General features: G+C 62.7%; 17 protein-coding genes. 5 read left to right on the top strand and 12 right to left on the bottom strand.

Translation table 11 applies throughout. From position 1 onward, the window contains the following. The first annotated feature begins 8 nt into the window (after window positions 1-8). From J3R84_RS17910 to trxA, 4 genes are all read left to right on the top strand, one after another. The gene (locus tag J3R84_RS17910) at window positions 9-740 is read left to right on the top strand and encodes a nucleotidyltransferase family protein (protein ID WP_203529143.1); all 732 of its coding nucleotides are present in this window, start codon (window positions 9-11) and stop codon (window positions 738-740) included. A gap of 2 nt (window positions 741-742) precedes the next feature. Continuing rightward, the gene (addB, locus tag J3R84_RS17905) at window positions 743-3922 is read left to right on the top strand and encodes a double-strand break repair protein AddB (protein WP_025425337.1); all 3180 of its coding nucleotides are present in this window, start codon (window positions 743-745) and stop codon (window positions 3920-3922) included. After that, window positions 3912-7481 carry a double-strand break repair helicase AddA gene (gene addA / locus J3R84_RS17900; RefSeq protein WP_203529142.1) on the top strand — a complete coding sequence of 1190 codons (3570 nt, stop codon included), beginning with the start codon at window positions 3912-3914 and terminating at the stop codon, window positions 7479-7481. The genes addB and addA overlap by 11 nt, the downstream gene beginning before the upstream one ends. 86 nt (window positions 7482-7567) lie before the next feature. Then, entirely contained in the window at window positions 7568-7891 is a 324-nt protein-coding gene (gene trxA, locus J3R84_RS17895) for a thioredoxin (protein ID WP_025425335.1), read from the top strand. A 236-nt stretch (window positions 7892-8127) separates the two neighbouring features. Here the strand turns inward: trxA and J3R84_RS17890 are convergent, their stop codons facing one another. Genes J3R84_RS17890 through J3R84_RS17870 form a run of 5 tightly spaced genes read right to left on the bottom strand, consistent with a single transcriptional unit; the run spans window position 8128 to window position 13203 of the window. Continuing rightward, window positions 8128-9471, bottom strand: coding sequence for a bifunctional folylpolyglutamate synthase/dihydrofolate synthase (locus tag J3R84_RS17890; RefSeq protein ID WP_025425334.1), 1344 nt, complete (start codon window positions 9469-9471; stop codon window positions 8128-8130). A 27-nt stretch (window positions 9472-9498) separates the two neighbouring features. Then, a complete protein-coding gene (accD, locus tag J3R84_RS17885) occupies window positions 9499-10416 on the bottom strand; it encodes an acetyl-CoA carboxylase, carboxyltransferase subunit beta (protein ID WP_025425333.1) in 918 nt (305 codons plus the stop codon). Window positions 10417-10466: 50 nt separating this feature from the next. Then, a complete protein-coding gene (gene trpA, locus J3R84_RS17880) occupies window positions 10467-11306 on the bottom strand; it encodes a tryptophan synthase subunit alpha (RefSeq protein WP_025425332.1) in 840 nt (279 codons plus the stop codon). A gap of 5 nt (window positions 11307-11311) precedes the next feature. After that, window positions 11312-12532: a tryptophan synthase subunit beta gene (gene trpB / locus J3R84_RS17875; RefSeq protein WP_025425331.1), complete on the bottom strand. Its 1221-nt coding sequence runs from the start codon at window positions 12530-12532 to the stop codon at window positions 11312-11314. Beyond that, window positions 12529-13203, bottom strand: a complete 675-nt coding sequence (locus J3R84_RS17870) for a phosphoribosylanthranilate isomerase (RefSeq protein ID WP_025425330.1) — start codon at window positions 13201-13203, stop codon at window positions 12529-12531. Before J3R84_RS17870 ends, trpB begins: the two co-directional genes overlap by 4 nt. 131 nt (window positions 13204-13334) lie before the next feature. On the opposite strand from J3R84_RS17870, the gene J3R84_RS17865 reads away from it, so the two are divergent. Continuing rightward, the gene (locus tag J3R84_RS17865; protein WP_025425329.1) at window positions 13335-13535 is read left to right on the top strand and encodes a YqaE/Pmp3 family membrane protein; all 201 of its coding nucleotides are present in this window, start codon (window positions 13335-13337) and stop codon (window positions 13533-13535) included. 12 nt (window positions 13536-13547) lie between these two features. Here the strand turns inward: J3R84_RS17865 and J3R84_RS17860 are convergent, their stop codons facing one another. The 7 genes from J3R84_RS17860 to J3R84_RS17830 form a co-directional block, all read right to left on the bottom strand. Beyond that, window positions 13548-14303: a M48 family metallopeptidase gene (locus J3R84_RS17860; RefSeq protein WP_025425328.1), complete on the bottom strand. Its 756-nt coding sequence runs from the start codon at window positions 14301-14303 to the stop codon at window positions 13548-13550. A gap of 210 nt (window positions 14304-14513) precedes the next feature. Continuing rightward, complete coding sequence (locus J3R84_RS17855) at window positions 14514-14942, bottom strand: DUF2852 domain-containing protein (protein ID WP_025425327.1); 429 nt, start codon at window positions 14940-14942, stop codon at window positions 14514-14516. 148 nt (window positions 14943-15090) lie between these two features. Then, window positions 15091-16365, bottom strand: a complete 1275-nt coding sequence (gene phaZ, locus J3R84_RS17850) for a polyhydroxyalkanoate depolymerase (protein ID WP_025425326.1) — start codon at window positions 16363-16365, stop codon at window positions 15091-15093. Between the two features lie 331 nt (window positions 16366-16696). Further along, window positions 16697-17719, bottom strand: a complete 1023-nt coding sequence (locus tag J3R84_RS17845) for a zinc-binding alcohol dehydrogenase family protein (protein WP_057206483.1) — start codon at window positions 17717-17719, stop codon at window positions 16697-16699. A gap of 31 nt (window positions 17720-17750) precedes the next feature. Then, window positions 17751-18728, bottom strand: coding sequence for an ABC transporter permease (locus J3R84_RS17840; protein ID WP_057206480.1), 978 nt, complete (start codon window positions 18726-18728; stop codon window positions 17751-17753). 39 nt (window positions 18729-18767) lie between these two features. Further along, window positions 18768-20321 (bottom strand): sugar ABC transporter ATP-binding protein, encoded by a 1554-nt coding sequence (locus J3R84_RS17835; protein ID WP_025425323.1) that lies wholly within the window; start codon window positions 20319-20321, stop codon window positions 18768-18770. A 110-nt stretch (window positions 20322-20431) separates the two neighbouring features. Continuing rightward, window positions 20432-21421, bottom strand: coding sequence for an ABC transporter substrate-binding protein (locus J3R84_RS17830; RefSeq protein ID WP_025425322.1), 990 nt, complete (start codon window positions 21419-21421; stop codon window positions 20432-20434). Window positions 21422-21521 lie beyond the last annotated feature (100 nt).

Genomic DNA, 21521 nt, shown 5'->3' with positions numbered 1-21521 from the left:
GAGAAGCAATGTCGATCAGCAATGCGATGGTGCTCGCGGCGGGCCTCGGTACCCGTCTACGCCCGATCACCAACTCCATCCCGAAGCCACTGGTGAAGATCGCCGGCAAGCCGATGATCGACTATGTTCTGGATCTGCTGGTGAACGCCGGCGTCACCAGGGCAGCCGTCAACGTCCACCACTTCGCCGAGCAGATGGAAGCACATCTGGCGCAGCGCCCGGCGCCCGAAATCGTGATTTCCGACGAACGCGATGCGCTGATGAATTCGGGCGGTGGCCTGGTCAAGGGGCTGAAGCTGCTTGCCGATGGCCCCGTTCTGGTGATGAACGCCGATCTCTTCTGGGTTGGCGAGGAAGCGGGCAAGCCCAGCAATCTCGAGCGGCTCGCCGGCTTCTTCGATCCGCAGCGCATGGACATGGCACTGCTTTGCGTGCGCGACGAGGATACGACCGGGCACAACGGCAAGAGGGACTTTTCGCTCGGCACCGACGGCCGTCTGGTCCGCTATGCCGAGGGCATGGACAATCCCGTGGTCTATGCCGGCGCGATCGCGCTCGACAAGAAACTGTTTGCCGACGCGCCGGATGATGCGTTCAACCTGAACATCTATTTCGATCGGGCGATCGCCGAAGGCCGATTGTTCGGCATCGTGCTCGACGGCCACTGGATGACTGTGGGCACGCCAGAGGCGATCGAAGACGCTGAAGCCGCGATCCGCCGCTACCAGCCGGAAGGATGAGCATGTCCTATCGCGGAACCAACGTCTTTACGATTCCGCCGGGCCTGCCCTTCCTGAAGACACTTGCGCGCAAACTCTGCGACGGGACGCTGACGCCGGATTTTCGCTACGATCCCGCGGATCCGCTGCCGCTTGCCGGCGTGACGATTTTCGTCCCGACGCGTCGGTCCGCCCGCGTGCTGCGCTCCGAATTCGTCGATCTGCTCGGCGGCCGTTCGGCAATCCTGCCGACGATCCGGGCACTCGGCGAAACCGATGACGACAGCGGCTTCTTCGATGCGGAAGTGCCGGCGATCTTGGACCTGGCGCCGCCCCTTCCCGGCACCGCCCGCCTGATCGAACTTGGCCGGCTTATCCTTGCCTGGCGAAACCGCCTGCCGAAGGTGGTGCTCGACATTCACGCGGAAAGCCCACTGATCGCCCCCGCAAGCCCGGCGGACGCCATCTGGCTGGCGCGCAATCTGGCCGAACTCATCGATGCGATGGAGACGGAAGAACTCGACTGGGAGCAGCTCGACAGTCTCGATGCCGGCGAACATGCGCTGTGGTGGCAGCTGACGCTCGAGTTCCTGAAAATCGCCCGCACCTATTGGCCGGAGCGGCTGGAAGAACTCAAACAATCCTCGCCGGCACGACATCGCAACGCCATCCTGCAGGCCGAGACCCAGCGCATTGCCGCGGGCGCGCTTCAAGGGCCGATCGTCATTGCCGGTTCGACCGGCTCCATCCCGGCGACGGCCGCCCTGATTGCCGCGGTTCAGAAGCTGTCCAACGGCACGATCGTGCTGCCGGGGCTCGACCAGACGATGACCGACGCCGAATGGGGCATGATCGTCGGCGAGACCGTCACCGGCGGCAGATCCGATCCGGCCAGCCGCAGCCACCCGCAATACGGCTTTCACCGCCTGCTGCAACGCATGCAGGTGGAACGCCGCGATATCCCGACCCTCGACCAGGCCGATGCAGGGCTCATCGATCGCAGCGAAATCCTGTCGCATGCGCTTTTGCCCGCCAAGGCGACGAATGGCTGGACTGAAACCCGCAACGAACTTAAGCCCGAAACATTGCAACGGGCCTTTGGCGACGTCGCCCTGATCGAAACCGCCAATGAGCGCGAGGAGGCGACGGCGATCGCGATCGCACTGCGGCTGGCGCTTGAGGGAAGCGACGACAGCCAGGCGGCCCTGATCACCCCCGACCGCAATCTTGCGCGCCGTGTCGGCGCGGAGCTGGCACGTTTCGATATCGAGGCCGACGATTCCGCCGGCACGCCGCTCGCCTCTACGCCTGCCGGCACGCTGATGCGGCTTCTGCTGGAGGCAAGTCTCAGGCCCGGCGATCCGGTACCGTTGGTCGCTTTGTTCAAGCATCCCCTAGCCCGCTTCGGCCTGCCGCAGGCGGAGATGCGCCGCAGCGCCGATGTGCTGGAGCGCTTGGCGCTGCGCAGCGGCACCGATATCGCCGACATTTCGCTTCTGGTGCCGCTGCTCGAACAGGCAGCCGGCCATCACAGGACGGACCGCCATCCCCCGGAATGGCGGATCGGCATTACCGAGGACGACATTCTCGCCGCGAGGGGCCTCGCAGCGCGGGTAAAGGTGGCAACGGACCCACTCGCCGGCGCGCTGGTGCGGCGCAGCCATGGCCGCCGCCCCTTCTCCGAGATATTTACCTTTGCCGAATGGGCGACACGAACCGGCCAGGCGCTGGAGGCCGTCTGCGGCGACGAGCGCGCCGACCTCAGCGGTCTATGGTCCGGCGAGGCAGGCGAAGCCTTGGCGACGCTGCTGCGCGGCATCATCGAGACCGAAGGCCAGATGGATGCCGACGGACCGCAATGGTGCGACATCATGGAGGCGCTTGCCGCCAGTGAGGCGGTCAAGCCGCGCTCGATGCGCCACCCCCGCGTCTTCATCTTCGGCGCGCTGGAATCGCGCCTGCAGAGCATGGATCTCGTGGTGCTTGGCGGCATGAACGAAGGCAACTGGCCGGGGCAAACCGCCAATGATCCCTTCCTTTCCCGAACGATGAAAACCGGGATCGGCCTCGAGCCGCCCGAACGCCGCATCGGCCAGCTCGCCCACGACTTCCAGATGGCGTGCGGCACCCGCAAGCTGATCTTCACCCGCTCGATGCGCCAGGGATCGGCGCCGACCGTCGCATCGCGATGGCTGCAGCGGCTGCTGGCGCTGGGCGGCAAGCGGCTGGCAGAGAACCTGCGATCGAACGGCAGCGACTATCTCCTGTGGGCGCGGATGCTCGACAAGGGTGGGCGTCAGGCCTTGGCCGAGCGCCCGGCACCCAAGCCGCCGGTCGACCTGCAGCCACGCAAATATTCGTTCAGCGAAGTCTCGCGGCTTCGCCGCGATCCCTATTCGATCTACGCGCGCCGGATCCTGCGTCTGCATCCGCTCGACCCGTTCAATCGCGATCCGGGCGCGTCAGAACGCGGCACGCTCTATCACCGCATCGTCGATCGTTTCGTGCGCGGCGGCTTCGACATCCTGTCCGCGGCTGCAGAAGAGGCGATGGGCCGCCTGCTCAATGAAGCCTTCGACGAAGAACGGCTGCCCGCCCATATCGACACCATATGGCGGCCACGCTTTGCAGCGGTCGGCAAGGCGTTCGTCGCCTGGGAACGGGAGCGTGCGCGGTTTATCCGCAAGCCGTTGACCGAAGTTGCGGCATCGATGGAGATCGGGGTGGTGGATATTCGCCTGACGGGGATCGCCGACCGGCTCGACACGATGACCGACGGGACGGTGGAAATCATCGATTACAAGACCGGCTCCAGCCCGTCGATCAAGGAAGCCCGCGTGCTGCTCGATCCGCAGCTGGCGCTGGAAGCGGCAGCGCTGAAAGCCGGTGCGTTCAAGGGCATGGGTCCCGGCCACCCGCAATCGCTGCTCTATGTCCGGTTGAAGCCCGGCTCCCGCTTCAAGGTCGAGACCGTCAACAACGAAAACAGCCGCGCCAAGGAAACGAAATCGGCCGATCAGCTGGCGGACGACGCCCTGACTGAGCTTAGAAAGCTGCTGACCGCCCTGATGTCGGGCAGACATGGCTTTGCCTCACGACTGATCGTGCAGAAGGAACGCGACTACGGCGGTGAATACGACCATCTGGCCCGGGTTGCGGAATGGTCGACAGCCGACAGCGAGGATGACAGCGATGAGGGATGAAAGCGCCGGCCCCGACGAAAGGACGCCCGAAGCCTGGCTCGACTGGACGTCGCGCCGGCAGTCGCTCGCCTCCGATCCCGCTCGCTCCGCCTGGGTTTCAGCCAATGCCGGGTCGGGCAAGACCCACGTTCTGACGCAGCGCGTCATCCGGCTGCTGCTTGCGGGCTGCAGGCCTTCGGCCATTCTGTGCCTGACCTATACCAAGGCGGCGGCTTCGGAAATGTCGAACCGCGTGTTCGAACGCCTTGCCGAATGGGTGACGCTCGACGACGAGGCGCTGGAAAAGCGGATCGAAACCATCGAGGGCGAGTTGCCCTCGCGGCTGAAGCTCCAGGAGGCGCGGCGGCTGTTTGCGCGCGCGCTCGAAACGCCGGGTGGCCTGAAGATCCAGACCATCCACGCCTTCTGCGAGGCGCTGTTGCACCAGTTTCCGCTCGAGGCAAACGTTGCCGGGCATTTCTCGGTTCTCGACGACCGGGCGGCGGCCGTGCTGCTGGCAGACGCGCGCCGCGCCCTCTTGACCGCGACAACGGCTGACAGCGATGCACCGCTTGCCGATGCCTTTGCCACCGTGCTCGAGCTTGCCGACGACACCGGGCTTGAAAAACTGCTGGGTGCGATCGTCTCCAACCGCACGGCGATACAGGCATTTCTCGACCATGCTGACCTCCATGGCGGCGTCGCCGTGCAACTGCACGCGGCACTCAGGCTTGAACCTGAAGACAGCGTCGAGCGCATCCTCGAAAGCGTCTGGCCGCTTCCCGGCCTTAACGGCCCGGCCCTCGAACGCTACCTTGGATTGGCTGCCAGCGCCGGCGGCGCCAAGGTGCTCGATTTCGCCGAGGGGCTTCGCGCAACGGCCAAGCTTGTCGATCCGATGGCCCGATACGAGGGGCTGCAGGAGCTGTTCTTTACCGGCACCGGCAAGCCGCGCGCCGAATCGGCCTTCGTAAACAAGGCCATGCTCCAGGCCGCGCCGGATCTGATTGAGCTGGTCGAAGCCGCCCGCGATCATGTCATCGCCTGCGCCGACCGGCTGAGCATCATCCAGATGTACGAGGCGACACTCTCGGCGCTGACGCTCGCCGATCGGCTCAACAACGACTATGAAGCGCTGAAGCGCACCCGCAGCCAGCTCGACTTCGAGGACCTGATCAATCGCACCGCAAGCCTGTTTGCGCGCGGCGACGTCAGCGCCTGGGTTCACTACAAGCTGGACCAGGGCATCGACCATATCCTTGTCGACGAAGCCCAGGATACGAGCCCGACGCAATGGACGATCATCCAGGCGCTGGCGGCGGAATTCTTCTCGGGCGACAGTGCGCGCGGCAACGAGCGCACCATGTTTGCCGTCGGTGACGAGAAGCAATCGATCTACTCGTTCCAGGGCGCACGCCCCGAGCGTTTCTCGCGCGAAAGCATCGAGACCGAGCGGCGCGTGCGAGACGGCGGCAAGGCGTTCAGTCCGATCCGCCTGCAGCTCTCCTTCCGCTCCACCGTCGACGTGCTCTCCGCCGTCGATACCGTCTTTGCCAACCCGGCGCATGCGCGTGGGCTGAGCGCCCGGAACGAAGCGGTCGTGCACGCCTCGAACCGCATCGGCCATCCCGGCGCCGTCGACATCTGGGATGTGATCGCGGCCGAGCCGACGGCGACCGACGACGAATGGACGGCCCCCTTCGATGCCACGCCGGAAACGGCACCGGTCAACATTTTGGCACGGCGCATTGCCGCCGTACTCGATAGCTGGATCGGGCGCGAGACCATCATCGAAAAGGGCGTGCGCCGCGCCATGCGCCCGGGCGATGTCATCGTGCTCGTCCGGAAGCGCGACGCCTTTGTCAATGCGCTGACCCGCGCCCTGAAGCGGCGCAGCGACATCCCCGTCGCCGGTGCCGACCGGCTGGTTCTGACGAGCCATATCGCCATCCAGGACCTGCTGGCGCTCGGGCGCTTCATGCTGCTGCCGGAGGACGACCTGTCGCTCGCGGCGCTGTTAAAGAGCCCGCTGTTTAACCTCGACGAAGACATGCTTTTCGAACTCGCTGCCCAACGGGACGAAGGCGCTAGCCTCTGGCAGAGGCTGCAGGAATCCGGCGCCATCGAAGGCTCCCCACATGAGGGAACCGTCAAGGCGCTTCTTCGTTATGCCGCCCTTTCTCAACAATTGGCCCCGCATGATTTCTATGCCCGCGTGCTTGGCGTTCATGGTGGGCGCGCGGCGTTTCTCGCCCGGCTCGGCAGCGAAGTGAGCGACATTCTCGACGAGTTCCTGACCTTTGCGCTCGAACACGAAAGAAGCGGCCTGCCCGGCCTGCAGGCTTTCGTCTCGACGCTCGAAATCGAGGCGCCGACCGTCAAGCGCGAGCAGGACAAGGAGCGCGACGAAGTCCGGATCATGACGGTGCATGCGGCCAAGGGGCTGGAGGCGCCGGTGGTGTTTCTGGTCGACGGCGGCGGCAAGCCTTTCAACTCCCAGCACGTGCCCGATCTTCGCTTCCTCGAGATGCCACTCGCCGATGGCTCGAGCTACCCGCTGCCCGTCTGGCGGGCGCCCGGTTCGGCTTCGAATTCACTCATCGCCGCCGACAGCGACCGGCTGAAGACGCTGGCCGAGGAAGAATACCGCCGGCTGCTTTATGTGGGCATGACCCGGGCTGCCGACCGGCTGGTCGTCTGCGGGTATCGCGGGCAGCGGCCAAGTGCGGACACTTGGCACGCCATCGTGCAGGCGAGCCTTTCGCAGGACGAGAATGGTCGCTGCACCCCTGTCACCTTCAAGGCGGGTGACGAAGAATGGCCAGGGCACTCCTGGCGGGAAACGCATGTGCCGCGCGAAGTGCCGTCAGGTGACGAGCTATCGGACCTCATGGCCCCCGCGAAGACCGGCCTGCCGATTGCTCTTTCGACGCCGCTGCCGCCGCCACGGCGGTTGCCGCGGCCGCTGAGCCCATCGGGCGTCGGCATTGCGGTCGATGAGGACGACGGCGACATGATCGTCAGCTCGGCGCTGTTTTCCGTGAAAACGCCAGCAAATTTCTCGATGCTGCGCGGCGCCATCCTGCACCGGCTGCTGCAGGTGCTGCCGTCGATCGCCCCGTCCGAGCGCCTGGCGGCGGCCGACCGATATCTCGCCCGCTCGGTGCCGCGTTGGCCCGAAACGCAACGCAAGCGCCTGCGTGATGCCGTCCTGCAGGTCCTCGATCATGGTGACCTGCGCGCGCTCTTTTCCGGCGCCAGCCGCGCAGAAGTCTCGGTCATGGGCACATTGAAGCTCGCAAACCGCGAATTTGCCGTTTCCGGCCGGATCGACCGGCTGTCGGTGGCGGATGGCGTCGTCACCATTGCCGACTTCAAGACCAATCGCAGCGTGCCCGCGTCAGCCGACAACGTCCCCGCCGCCTATAAAACCCAGCTTGCGATCTATCGCGAGCTGCTGCGGCCACTTTATCCCGCGCACCGCTTCCAGTGTGCGTTGATCTTCACCGAAGGCCCCGTCATCCACGTGCTCGAGGATGCGGCACTGGACAGGAGCCTTGAAGACCTCGCGACAAAGTGAGATACCCGATATTGAAAATCCAGTGGGACAGCCTCACATGAGACACAACATCTGGACACCGACATTTCGAACGCAAGGAGCAGCCGATGGCTACTGTAAAAGTCGATACATCCAATTTTCAGCAGGAAGTGCTGAACGCCGCCGAGCCGGTGGTTGTCGATTTCTGGGCTGAATGGTGCGGCCCGTGCAAGATGATCGCGCCGAGCCTTGAGGAAATCTCCAACGAGCTCGCCGGCAAGGTCAAGGTCGTGAAGCTGAACATCGACGAGAACCCGGAGCTGGCCGCGCAATACGGCGTGCGCTCGATCCCGACGCTTGCGATGTTCAAGGCCGGTGAAGTTGCCGACATCAAGGTTGGCGCTGCTCCGAAGACGGCCCTGACGTCCTGGATTTCGACTGCGGCCGCTTAAGGCCACCACATCGAAGTGACTTCAAAGCCCGGCTTGCCGGGCTTTTTTCTTGTCAAGAGCGTTTCCGATTTATGCGGAACCGCACAAACGCTCTATCTCTTTGTTTTTACGCATTTCCTGACGGAAAACCGCTTCGCACTTTTCCTGGAAATGCTCTAGAGGAAATTGCCCGGCTGCCAATTTTCGGGCGCCAGCGCAAATGGCGGCCTGTTGCGATCCTTGTCGCAGGCAACCGATCACTTCGGTGGCGTACCGTTATCGGCAAGCACGTCGCCGACGAGATAGAGCGAACCGCCGATCAGGATGCGTGGCGGCATCGGGTCTTCGTCGACGAGATTGGCGATGACGGTCAACGCTTCGGCCACCGATGACACGGCGGACGCCTCGAAGCCGACCGAGGCCGCGTCCTGCGCCAGGGCCACCGGATCCAGACCGGCATCGGAGCCACGAATCGGCACCGTGAAGACCTGTTCGGCCAGATCAAGGAAGGCGCGGAAGTAACCGAGCTGATCCTTGGTGCTGATCATGCCGATGATCAGGAACAGCGGGCGGGACTCCCGCTCCTCGAAATTCGCCATGGCTTCGGCGATCACCTGGCCGGCACCGGGATTGTGCCCGCCATCGACCCAGATTTCCGCATCCTGCGGGCCGTAGTGACCAAGCTTGCCACCGGCAAGACGCTGCAAGCGTCCGGGCCACTCGACGCCGGCGACACCGCGCTCGATGGCCGCATCCGGCACGTCGAAACCGGCGGCGCGGACGGCGCGGATGGCCGCGGCTGCATTGGCATACTGGTGACGGCCGGGCAGCTTCGGCAGGGGAAGGTCAGACAGACCCCGCTCGTCCTGATAGACAAGGCGGCCGAATTCCTCATGCGCCATGAAGTCCTGCCCGTAGACGGACATCGGGCAGCCGAGACGCTCGGCGGTCGAGGTCAGGACGTCGCGGACGCCTTCTTCTTCCTGCTGGCCGATGACGACGGAGCAGCCACGCTTCATGATGCCGGCTTTTTCCGCTGCGATCAGTTCGACCCGGTCGCCGAGATAGGCCTGGTGATCGAGCGAGATCGGCATGATCACGGAGACCGCAGGGCGGGTTATGACATTGGTCGCGTCGAAGCGGCCACCGAGACCGACCTCGATGATCGCGACATCTGCCGGGTGTTCGGCGAAAAGAACGAAGGTAACGGCGGTCAGGATTTCGAAGACGGTGATCTTCTCGCCGCCATTGGCTTCCGCGACGCGCCGAACCGCATCGGCAAGCACGGGATCGCTGACGAGCCTGCCCTTGCCACCCTTGACGCCAAGCCGATAGCGCTCGTGCCAGTTGACCAGATGCGGCGAGGTGTGGACGTGAACGCTCAAGCCCGCGGCTTCAAGCACCGCCCGCGAGAATGCGGTGACGGAGCCCTTGCCGTTAGTGCCGGCCACGTGAATGATCGGCGGCAGCCGATCCTGCGGATTGCCGAGCGCGGCCAGAAGCCGGGTTATCCTGTCCAACGACAGGTCGAAGCCTTTCGGATGCAAGGCAAGGAGTTTTTCGATCTCATAGCCTGCTTCGCTGGCTTCCACCGCTGTCATCTCGCCCTGCCCCGATAGGATCGTATGCTATGCGCTTGCCGCAACCGGCAAAGCCGCTGGTTCTGCACCGCCGCCGTTGAGTTTTACCGCATCGGCCGGCTTCTTCATCAGGATCTTCAGCACACGGGCCAGCGTCGAGGGAATGTCATGACGCTTGACCACCATGTCGACCATGCCGTGCTCCAGCAGGTATTCCGCGGTCTGGAAGCCTTCCGGCAGCTTTTCGCGCAGGGTCTGCTCGATCACGCGCTTGCCGGCAAAGCCGATTTCGGCGCCGGGTTCGGCCAGATGGACATCGCCAAGCATGGCGTAGGAGGCGGTTACACCACCGGTGGTCGGGTTCGTCAAAACGACGATATAGGGAAGGCCCGCTTCCTTGAGCATGTTGACCGCAACGGTCGTGCGCGGCAGCTGCATCAGCGACAGGATGCCTTCCTGCATGCGGGCGCCACCGGAGGCCGGGAAGATGACCAGCGGGCACTTCTCCGCAATCGCCTTCTCGAAGGCCTTCACGATCGCTTCGCCTGCGGCCATGCCGAGCGAACCGCCGATGAAGTTGAACTCATGCACGACGCCGACGAGCTTGACGCCCTGGACGCGGCCGACACCGGCCACGATCGTATCTTCCAGCTCGGTCTTGGCGCGACTGTCACGAAGGCGATCGGAGTATTTCTTGGAGTCGCGGAACTTCAACGGATCCTGCGCCACCTTGGGCTGCGGCAGGGCTTCATAGATGCCACCGTCGAACAGATCCTTCAGTCGCGCCTTGGCCGGCATCTTCATATGGAAGCCGGATTGCGGGATGACCCATTTGTTTTCCTCGAGATCGCGGTGATACACCATCTCGCCGGTTTCCGGGCACTTGATCCAGAGATTTTCCGGAACTTCCCTGCGGCCCAGCATCGAATTGATCTTCGGCCGAACGTAGTTTGTGATCCAGTTCACTTATAGACTCCTGAAGATTTTCTTCGGGTTGTGCGCGCTAATATAGGCAATTATTCGGCTGCTGCGAGCCGTGCGGACCGCACGCCAGCCGAAAGGCCCCTTACCAACGCTTCGACACCCGGTACCGTCGCGTCCGTTGCCCTGCCCTCTTCGGTCAGGCTCGACGCGATCTGATTGACGATCGCCGTACCGACGACGACGCCATCGGCGGAAGCACCAATGGCTCTTGCATGTTCCGCCGTCTTGACGCCGAAACCGACGCAAACGGGCAGTTTCGTATGGGCCTTGATGCGCTGAACGGCACCGGCAATCAACGACGGATCCGGCAGTGCCGAGCCGGTGATGCCGTTCATCGAGACGTAGTACACGAAGCCCGAGGTATTTTCGAGAACCTTCGGCAGACGACGGTCATCCGTCGTCGGCGTCGCCAGGCGAATGAAACTGATGCCCTTCTGCAAGGCGGGGATGCAGAGTTCATCGTCCATCTCCGGTGGCAGATCGACAACGATCAGGCCATCGATGCCTGCGTCCAAAGCATCCGTCAGGAAGCGATCGACGCCGTAGATGTAGATCGGATTGTAGTAGCCCATCAGCACGATCGGCGTGCGCTGGTCTTCCTCGCGGAAACGGCGAGCGATCTCCAGCGTCTTTGCCAGCGTCTGGCCGCCCTTCAGCGCGCGCTGGCCGGCAAGCTGGATCGCCGGTCCGTCGGCCATCGGGTCCGAAAACGGCATGCCGAGTTCAATGACGTCGGCACCGGCCTTCGGCAGCGCCTTCATGATGGAAAGGGACGTTTCGAAATCGGGGTCGCCACCCATGAAATAGGTGACAAGGACCGGACGTCCTTCCGACGCCACATCGGCGAACTTTCTGTCCATGCGTGCGGTCATGATCGTTATAGCCCCATACCCAGAATCTTGCCGACGGTGAAGATGTCCTTGTCGCCGCGACCGGAGAGATTCATCAGGATGATCTCGTCCTTGCCCATCTTCGGCGCACGCTTGATGACCTCGGCCAAGGCGTGCGAGGGCTCCAGCGCCGGGATGATGCCTTCAAGGCGGGTCAGCATCTGGAATGCCTCCAGCGCCTCGTGGTCCATGATCGGCACATATTCGACGCGGCCGACATCGTTGAGCCAGGAGTGTTCCGGGCCGATGCCGGGGTAGTCGAGGCCGGCCGAAATCGAGTGGCCTTCCTTGATCTGTCCGTCGCCGTCCTGCAGCAGATAGGTGCGGTTGCCGTGGAGCACGCCCGGCGAACCGGCCGTGATCGACGCGCAATGCTCGTCGCCGTCGAGCCCCTTGCCGCCAGCCTCGACGCCGACGATCTTCACGCCTTCGTCGTCAAGGAACGAGTGGAAGATGCCGATCGCATTGGAACCGCCGCCGACGGCAGCAATGACGAGATCGGGCAGCCGGCCTTCGGCCGCAAGCATCTGTTCCTTCGCCTCCTGGCCGATGACGGCCTGAAAGTCGCGGACCATTTCCGGATAGGGATGCGGACCGGCAGCCGTGCCGATCAGGTAATAGGTGTTGTCGACATTGGTAACCCAATCGCGCAGCGCCTCGTTCATCGCATCCTTGAGCGTGCCGTTGCCGGCGGTCACCGGCTTCACCTCGGCACCCAAAAGCTTCATGCGGAAGACGTTCGGCGCCTGACGCTCGACGTCGGTCGCGCCCATGTAGACGACGCAAGGCAGGCCGAAGCGGGCGGCGACGGTGGCCGAGGCCACGCCGTGCTGACCGGCGCCGGTTTCGGCGATGATGCGCGTCTTGCCCATGCGCTTGGCAAGCAGGATCTGGCCAATGCAATTGTTGATCTTGTGCGAACCGGTGTGGTTCAACTCTTCGCGCTTGAAGTAGATCTTGGCGCCGCCGAGTTCTGCGGTCAGCCGTTCGGCGAAATAGAGCGGGCTCGGGCGACCGATATAATGCGCGCCGAGATTGTCGAGTTCGGCCTTGAAGGCCGGATCGTTCTTTGCCTTATCCCACTCGGCCTGCAGATCGAGGATCAACGGCATCAGGGTTTCAGCAACGAAGCGGCCACCGAAAATGCCGAAACGGCCGTCTTCGTCAGGGCCCGCCCGGAAGGAATTCAGTTTTGGCGCCTCGTTCACGTCTTGCTCCCTGACCGTGCCGTAACCGCCTCCGCCTGGCGAACGGCATCGAAAAACGATTCCATGAGCTTCAGATCCTTGACGCCCGGCGCGCTCTCGACGCCGGAGGAGGTATCGATGGCGCGGGCGCGCGTCTGCGCCAGGGCCTCACCGATGTTGTTCACGTTCAAACCACCGGAAAGCATGTAATCGACGCTGCCGTCAAGCGCATCGAGCAGCTTCCAGTCGAAGGAAACACCGTTGCCGCCGGGCAATTCCGATCCTGCTGGGGGCTTTGCATCGAAGAGAAAGCGGTCGGCGATCCCGATATAGGGCTCGACCTTTTTCAGATCGTCGGCGTCGCGGATCGACAGGGCCTTCATCACCGGAAGGCCGTAGACCGCCTTGACGGTGAGCACCCTGTCGGGCGTCTCGCTGCCATGCAGCTGCAGAATGTCCGGATTAAGCGCGGCGACGATTTCATCGAGATCGTCATTGTCGGCATTGACGGTCACGGCGACGATTTTCGCCTTGCCTCGGATTCTGTCCGCCAGGCGGCCAGCGTCATCGGGTTCCAGGTTGCGCGGGCTCTTGGCGAAAAAGATGAACCCCGTGTGCGTTGCGCCGAGCGCAACTGCGCGATCCACCGCTTCCGCGGTCTTCAGCCCGCATATCTTCACTTCGGTTTTCATGAGAAGCGACCTTGCATGAAATGTCGCTGGAGTCGAGCCAAAAACCACCCTGCACACCGTCGTCCAGAGGGTGCGGCATTGCGGTGTCGGCGTGCGCTCACCATATGCATTCTATCACAACGGAGAGACGAATGCGTCTGCTGCTTGCCCTCATTCTTCCCTGGCTTCAGTTCTTCACCATCGGCCGTCCCTTTGCAGGCATCATCTGCCTCATTCTGCAGATTACCCTGATCGGCTGGGTACCGGCAGCGATCTGGTCGGTCTATGCGCTTAGCCAGTACAAGACAGACGAGAAAATTCAGGCGGCACTCGCCGGCCCCAGCCGCGGCTAATTCCAAAGCAAATCAGTCGAAGTCGATGGCGTGCAGCATCGTGCCGTTGCGCCTTAGCCAGCGCTTGGCATCGTTGGTGTCGGGGCAAAGCTTTTCGCACAGCGCCCAGAATTGAGGGCCGTGGTTCATCTCCTGGAGATGCGCGACTTCGTGTGCTGCGAGATAGGCGATGACCTTCGGCGGCGCCATGACGATGCGCCATGAGAAGCTCAGGGCGCCATCGGCCGAACAGGAGCCCCAGCGGCTGCGCGTGTCCTTCAGGCTCAGCGATTTGGGCCGCCGGCCGATCCGGCCGGCATAGACCGCGACCAGGCGATCGAGATCGTGCCGCGCTTCCTTCTTGAGAAAGTCGACGATGCGGCGGCGCAGATGTTCCTCGCCGCCGCTGACACGCAATATCGCGTCTTCGCCGACGATGATTGCCTCGGTCAAACCTCTGATTTTTCCTGACCTTTCGATCCGATGCGCGATACCGCGGATCAGGATCGAGCCGCCCTCTTCCAGTTGGCTTTCGCCGGAAAACCGCGCCAGCTTTGTCATCAACCAGCCCTGATGGCGGTTGAGGAAGGCGTTTACCTCCCGATCGGCCAGCCCTTGCGGAACCGTCAGCTTCAGCGCCCGACCGCCGGGCTCGATGCGCAGCGTCATTCGTGTGGCGCGCGAATTCTGGCGGATGGTTAGCGGAAGCATCTTGCCCGCGACTTCGATTTCTCGGGTCGTGTCGACAGGAGCCGGGGGAATGCGCCGCCGCGTGAAAGAAGGGAACATGACGGCTTTCTATCCGATTCGCGGTCTTTTCGGCTAATGCATAATTCCCTAAGGCATCAACGATCCAGGGAATTGCCAGTGCCTGATGATCGAAGCGCCTGATGATCGATAAGGATCGGCCCGTTTTCTCATCGAGAGAGACACGTGGCCCGCATGGCTGATCGCGACATCCGGCGTTTCATGTGAAACACCGGATGTCTTTTTCGTCACTCAGTTTGCCTCGAACGGGGCTACCGGTCCGGAACCGCCGTTGCGGCGTTCGCGCATGAAGCGGTCGAACTCTTCCTGGTCCTTGGCGCGGCGAAGCTCGCGCACGTAGGAATCGAATTCCTCGCGCATTTCATCGAGCTTGCGACGCTCTTCATCGAGGCGGGTAAGCTCGGCTTGGCGCCAGTCATCGAAGGCGACGTTGCCGGTGCGATGATGCTGCGTCCAGTTGGCGCGATTGCCGCGCTTGAAGGCGGAGCACATGCCATCGACCGTGCTGTTGGCGTCCTTCTTGAACGTTTTCAGTTTCTCGCCGAAGAGGATGTAGGCGAGCATGGCCAGGCCGAGAGGCCAGAAGACCACGAAACCGAGCACCATCAATGCAATGGTCGCGGGCGTCCAATCCGGACGGATCAATGCAGATTGGTTCATCTTCAGGATTCCTCGCAATCACCCGGGCCACCCATTGCGGCCCGGTGAAAACGATGTGGGAAGGCGGGCTTTCGACTACAAGACGCCCTTCCCCGGAATCGGACAAACCCTTGACTCTAAGCGGGCAAAAGCCCGCATTTTACGGGGATCAGGCGGTTTTGCCGCCCTTGATCAGCTGCTTTACCGGCTTTGCGTGGCGTGCGTGCTCGCGCTGGAAGGCGACGATGCGCGGCGCGATCTCGCGACGGAAACGCGAACCGTTGAAGACGCCGTAGTGGCCGACGTCCGGCTGCATGTAGTGCATCCGCATGTGCTCGGGGATGTTGGTGCAGATCGTCTGCGCCGCCTTCGTCTGGCCGAGACCGGAAATGTCGTCATTCTCACCTTCGACCGTCAGCAGGGCCACCTTCTTGATCGCCGTGGTATCAACCCGGCGACCGCGATGCATCATCTCGCCCTTGGGCAAGGCATGCTGCATGAAGACGACCTGAACGGTCTGCAGGTAAAACTCTGCCGTCAGATCCATCACCGCAAGATATTCATCGTAGAAATCCCGGTGCTTCTCGGCCGCATCGCCGTCGTTCTTCACCAGGTGGGCGAAGAATTCCTTATGGGCGATCAGATGCCGGTCGAGGTTCATCGACATGAAGCCGGAGAGTTGCAGGAAGCCGGGATAGACCATGCGCATGAAGCCCGGCTGCGGCCACGGCACCGGCATGATCACGTTGTCGCGGAACCACTCGATCGGCCGTTCCTTGGCCAGCAGATTGACGGCTGTCGGGTTGATGCGCGTATCGATCGGCCCACCCATCAGCGTCATCGACGCCGGCGACAGCGGATCATCAGCCGCTTCCATCAGGGCGACGGCGGCAAGCACCGGAACGGCGGGCTGACAGACGCCGATGACATGGGTGTCGGGTCCGAGGAAGTGCAGCATCTGGATGACGTAGTCGATGTAGTCGTCGAGATCGAAGGTGCCCTCGCTCAAGGGAACCATGCGCGCGTCTATCCAGTCGGTGATGTAGATGTCGGAATGGGGAAGCAGGGCCTCAACGGTTCCACGCAAGAGCGTGGCATAATGGCCCGACATCGGCGCGACGATCAGCACCTTCGGATCGGCAGCCCGCCCCTTGGGAAGCGCGCGCTCGAAATGGATCAGATTGCAGAACGGCTCGCGCCAGACGATGCGCTCGTGAACGCCAACGGGCTCGCCGTCGATCAGCGTTTCGGGAAGGCCGAATTCCGGCTTGCCGTAGCGGCGCGTCGACCGCTCGAAGACCTCGAGGCCAGCCGCCGTCGCGCGGCCGAAATAGGTGTGCGAGATCGGGTTCATCGGATTGCTGAAAGCAAGCCGCATGGCATCCGCCGCCGTTCGCCACGGCGCCATCATGGCATGATTCAATTCATAGAGCTGGTAGAACATAGGAAGCGTACCCCTTGGTTCAATCAACGACAACGCCGCTCCCAGTCGGACGCAAGCTTGCGATTGTTTGTCTTGGTGTCCGCAATCCCTGCCAGACTACCATGTTTCTTGTGCACTGCAACAAGTATACCCGTTTCGGTTCTAGACAAGCGACTTCTGCGAGAATGCGCCCGGATTACTGACAATTAACAAACGGACTTGCTCGGAGCTGGCCGAAAAGTCGCGTTTTCGTCAAAAATCGCGGATTTCGGCGAAGGCGTCTTACTTTCTCCGGCCGGCTTTCGATATCTGGCCGCCGATCCGCTTTCTCGCATCGCAGCAGAACGGGTCGTCACGCCGCCGCTATCCGGACGATCGCCTTGACCAGGCCCGACTTCTCATGCGCCCAGCGCGGCAGATCGTGGACCACCGCGTCCATCGTCGTTCGGTGGGTGATCAACCGCTCCACCGGCACCAGCCCCTCGCGTATCGAATTTACGACATGGTCGAAATCCTTGCGCGTGGCGTTACGGCTGCCGATCAACGTCATTTCCCGCTTGTGAAATTCCGGATCGGAGAAACGGATGCTGTCCTTGACGACGCTGACGAACACCAGTGTTCCCCCATGAGCCACATGGCCGAAGGAAGCCTCCATCGAACCGCCATGGCCGGTGGCATCGAAGACGACATCGAAACCATCGCCCCCGGTCGCCTCGGCGACGCGCCGAACGCACGCTTCGTCGGCAACGATGCCGGAACCGAAACCGAGCCGGTCGGTCGCAAACGCCAGCCGTTCGATGCTGGTATCCATCAGCGTCACCGCATGGCCGGCGATGCGCGAGAAGATGGCGGTTCCAAGCCCGATCGGCCCGGCGCCAATCACCAGAGCACGAACGCCGGCAGGGGCCGCAGCCCGGCGCACGGCATGGGCGCCGATAGCGAGGAATTCCACCGTCGCTGCCGCCTCTGGCGACAGATCGATCGCCGGATAAAGATTGCCCTCGGGAACGAGGATTTCCTCGCAGAAGGCTCCGTCGGTATGGACGCCGAGCACCTTGATCGCCGTGCAGCAGTTCGGCTTCCCCCGGCGGCAGGCGACACAGTCGCCGCAGGAAAGGTAGGGGTTGACCACCACAGGCGTTCCCGGCGCGATCGTCGTCGCCGGTCCGTTGGCAATTACCGTCGCGGAGATCTCATGCCCCATCACTCGCGGATATTCCAGGAACGGGTGCTTGCCGGCGAAGATGTGGTAGTCGGTGCCGCAGATGCCGACATGGCTGACGGCAACCCGCACCCACCCGGCCGATGGGGCGGGCGCGGGCGCGCGTTCAACAATCTCCAGGCGGCCGGGTTCCGGGCAGAGGACGGCTTTCATGTCATTTTCCGCATGTTGTCAGGGCCGGCGCCTAGCGCGCGCCGCGCCGCCTGAGCTGATCAAAATAGACGATCACGATGATGAGCACGCCGGTGATAATGCGCTGCCAGAACGAATTGACGTTGAGCAGGTTGGCGCCATTGTTGATCGTGGCGAGAATGAAGGCGCCAAGCAGCGGGCCGTGCACGGAGCCGACCGCGCCGAAGAGGCTGGTGCCGCCGATGACCGACGAGGCGATCGCCTGCAGCTCCCAGCCTTCGGCTTGCGTGGCGTTGCCGATGCCGATGCGGGAGGCGAGCAGCAGGCCGACAAAGGCCGCGCAGGTCGAGGACAGGATATAGGCAAGATAGATCGTGCGATGCACGTTGACGCCGGAAAGGCGGGCCGCCTCACTGTTGGAGCCGACGGCGAAGAGATAGCGGCCAAAGCGGCTCAAGTGCAGGAAGACATAGGCCGGGATCGCCACCACGATCACCATCCAGAACAGGCTGGGTACCCCGAGGAAGTTGGCGCGGGAGAAATTGGTGAAGGCCTCGTTGGTGATCGAGATCGTCGAGCCATTGGTGATCAACAGTCCGATGCCGCGCAGCGAGGTCAGGGTTGCAAGCGTGATGATGAACGGCGGCAGACCCATGCGGACAATACCGAAGGCGTGGAAGGCGCCGATCAGCACGCCGAAGGCGAGCGTCAGGATGATCGCAATCCAGAGCGGCACGCCGGCGGCAAGCAGCCAGGCGACGATCACGCTGGTGAAGCCGACAACGGCACCCACGGAAAGATCGATGCCCGCAGTGATGATGACGAAGGTCTGGCCGACCGCAAGGATCGCCGTCATGGCGCCCTGGCGCAACAGGTTGCTGATGTTGTTCGGCGTCCAGAAACTGTTGGTGGCAAGCCCCAAGAGCAGCCAGAGGAAAAGCAGGAGCCCGAGAAGCGTGAGCCCGAACAGGATGCTCACGCCTTTCCGCGGCGCGGGGCCGGCTCCGCTGTCGACCGTATCAGCACTCATCGTCGTCCTCCTGCTTCTTCTTGATTGTCATTGTCGCGATCAGACACCGATCGCCTGTGTCAGCACTTCCTCGTGGCTTGCCGCGTGATAGTCGTGGCTGGCGACCAGCCGTCCCCGGCGAAACACGTGCAGGCGATCGGACAGTTCGTAGACTTCAGGCAGGTAGGAGGAGATCAGGATGATCCCTGCTCCGTTTTCCAGAAGCCGGGCGAACAACCGGTAGATTTCCGCCTTGGTGCCGACGTCGACGCCGACCGTCGGCTCATCGAAGATGAAAAGCTTGGCGCCGTGGCTCAGCCACTTGCCGATGACGATCTTCTGCTGGTTGCCGCCGGACATCGCCGAGACAAGCACGCGGCGCGATGGCGTCTTGATCTTCAAATCCCTGATCTGCCGATCCGCATTCTCGATTTCCTTCTGACGGTTGATCGTCAGCCCGCGCGTCAGCCGACTGAAGATCGGCAGGTTGATGTTGAGGCCGATCGGCAGATTGAGGCAGAGGCCCTGATCGCGCCGGCTTTCCGGTGCCAACGCAATGCCGAGGTCTATCGCGATCCGCTCGTTGGCGATATTGACCTTGCGCCCCTGCCAGTAGACCTCGCCCGCAGTCGATGCATGGCGACCATAGAGGCCGAGCGCAAACTCGCTGCGTCCGGCACCGATCAGACCGTAGAGGCCGACGATCTCGCCGGCGCGAACGGTCAGCGACACATCCGCGAAACCGGGGCCGCTCAAGCCCCGGGTCTCGACGATCACTTCGCCGGCCGGAAAGTGTTCCTTGTGGTAGATCTGCTCGATGGTGCGATTGATCATCAGGGTGATCAGTTCGGCGTCGTTGGTCTCGCCGATCTTTCGCGTGCCGACGTGGGTGCCGTCGCGCAGCACCGACACACGATCGGCCAGCTCGAAGACTTCCTCCATGCGGTGGCTGATATAGACGATCGTCACACCTTCGCCCTGTAGCCGGCGAATGAGTCGGAACAGTTGCGCGGATTCCTGACGGGTCAGATAGGCGGTCGGCTCGTCGAAGATCAGAAACTGGGTGCCGCGCATGGCGGCGCGAGCGGTCGCGACCAACTGCTGCTGGCCGATCGTCAGGCTGCCGAGCGCCGCCGCGGCCGGCAGGTTGAAACCGAGATCGTCAAGGACGCTCTGGGCCGCCTCGGTCATGGCGCGCTTGCGCATCAGGCCGGCGCTGTTGATCTCGTCGCCGAGGAACATGTTGGCGGCGACGCTCAAGTGCGGGCATAGCACCACCTCCTGATGCACGGCGTTGATTCCGCGCGCAATCGCTTCTTGAGGATTGTCGAGCTGGACCGGCTTGCCGCACCAATAGACTTCGCCAGACGTGCGCCGGATGACGCCGGTCAAAAGCTTGATCAGTGTCGATTTTCCGGCACCGTTTTCACCAACGATGGCGTGAACTTCTCCTGATAGAAAGGTGATGGAAGCGGGCTTCAACGCTTCGACGGCGCCATATTTCTTCTGAAGCGCGCGCATTTCCAGGATCGGTTCGCCCCTCGGCACTGGGTGGCGGGCAGCCGTCCTCAAACCGTCGCTCTTGTTATCGCTGACCTCATCGAGACCTGGCATCTGCGCACTCCTCCCAATCGCACAGACTGCCAGCGGCCGGTCCTCGTATCCGGCCGCTGGCAACCGTATTCTCGGCGGCAGGCAATGCTCGCGCCTGCCGCCGATTGCCGTCAATTGACCTTCGGGTTCAGCAGTGCGTCGATCTTCGGTTCAGCCATGTTGGCCTTGGTCACCAGATTGGCGCCGGTATCGACATTGGCTTCGACCTTCTCCTTCTTCGAGACCGCAAGCGCCGTCTTCACGCCATCATAACCCATGCGGTAGGGATCCTGAACGACCAGGCCGGCCAGCACGCCTTCCTTGAGGAAGCCGACAGTCTTCTCGTCGCTATCGAAGCCGATCACCTTGATCTTGTCGCCGAGCTTGTTTTCGGCAATCGCCTGGCCGACACCCTGTGCCATGATCAGGTTGGAGGCAAAGACGCCGACGAGATTCGGGTTGGCGGTGATCAGGTCGGTCATCATGTTGAGACCGGTGGTTGCCTGGCCATCGGCATATTTGTCGGCCACGACCTTGAAGCCCGGATATTTCGTCTTGATCTGGTCGAGGAAGCCTTCGCGGCGCTGATCGAGCGAACCGACGCCCGGCAGGCTGGTGATGATGGCGATATCGCCTTCTTCCTTGCCCGACATTTCCTTGATCGCTGCAGCCAGACCATCGGCCGCGATCCTGCCACCCTGAACGTTGTCGGTCGTCAGGAACGAGGAGAACGCCTTGGAATCGGCGCCGGAGTCGATGCCGATGATCGGAACCGCCTTGGCAGCTTCGTCGATCGGCTTGCCCAGCGCCTTGAACTCGGTTGGTGAGATCACCACGGCAGCCGGAGAACCGGCAACGGCGTTTTCGAGGATGCTGATCTGACCGTTGATATCGGATTCGGACTGGGCGCCGAGCTCGGGAACGTTGACGCCGAGATCCTTGCCGGCCGCGCGCGCACCGGCCAGCACGATCTGCCAGTAGAAGGACGTGGTATCCTTGACGATGATCGGGATCGTGACATCCTGCGCGAAGGACGCGACGGGTGCCATCGCGGCGATCATCGTCGCGCCGGCCAGGGCAGTGAAGGCACGGCGGGAAAGAATGTGCTTGGCTATGCTCATTGGGGTTCTCCTCTCAGTGCACCTCGTTCCACCTTATGGAAATCGATTCGCCAGGTGCTTGCATATCGATCTTTTATCGATAAAAAACATATTGAAACGC

Origin of the sequence: Ensifer canadensis (assembly GCF_017488845.2) — a bacterium.
GTDB lineage: Bacteria > Pseudomonadota > Alphaproteobacteria > Rhizobiales > Rhizobiaceae > Ensifer > Ensifer canadensis.
The sequence above is the reverse complement of the archived record's forward strand: the minus strand, read 5'-3'. Positions and strand labels throughout refer to the sequence as shown.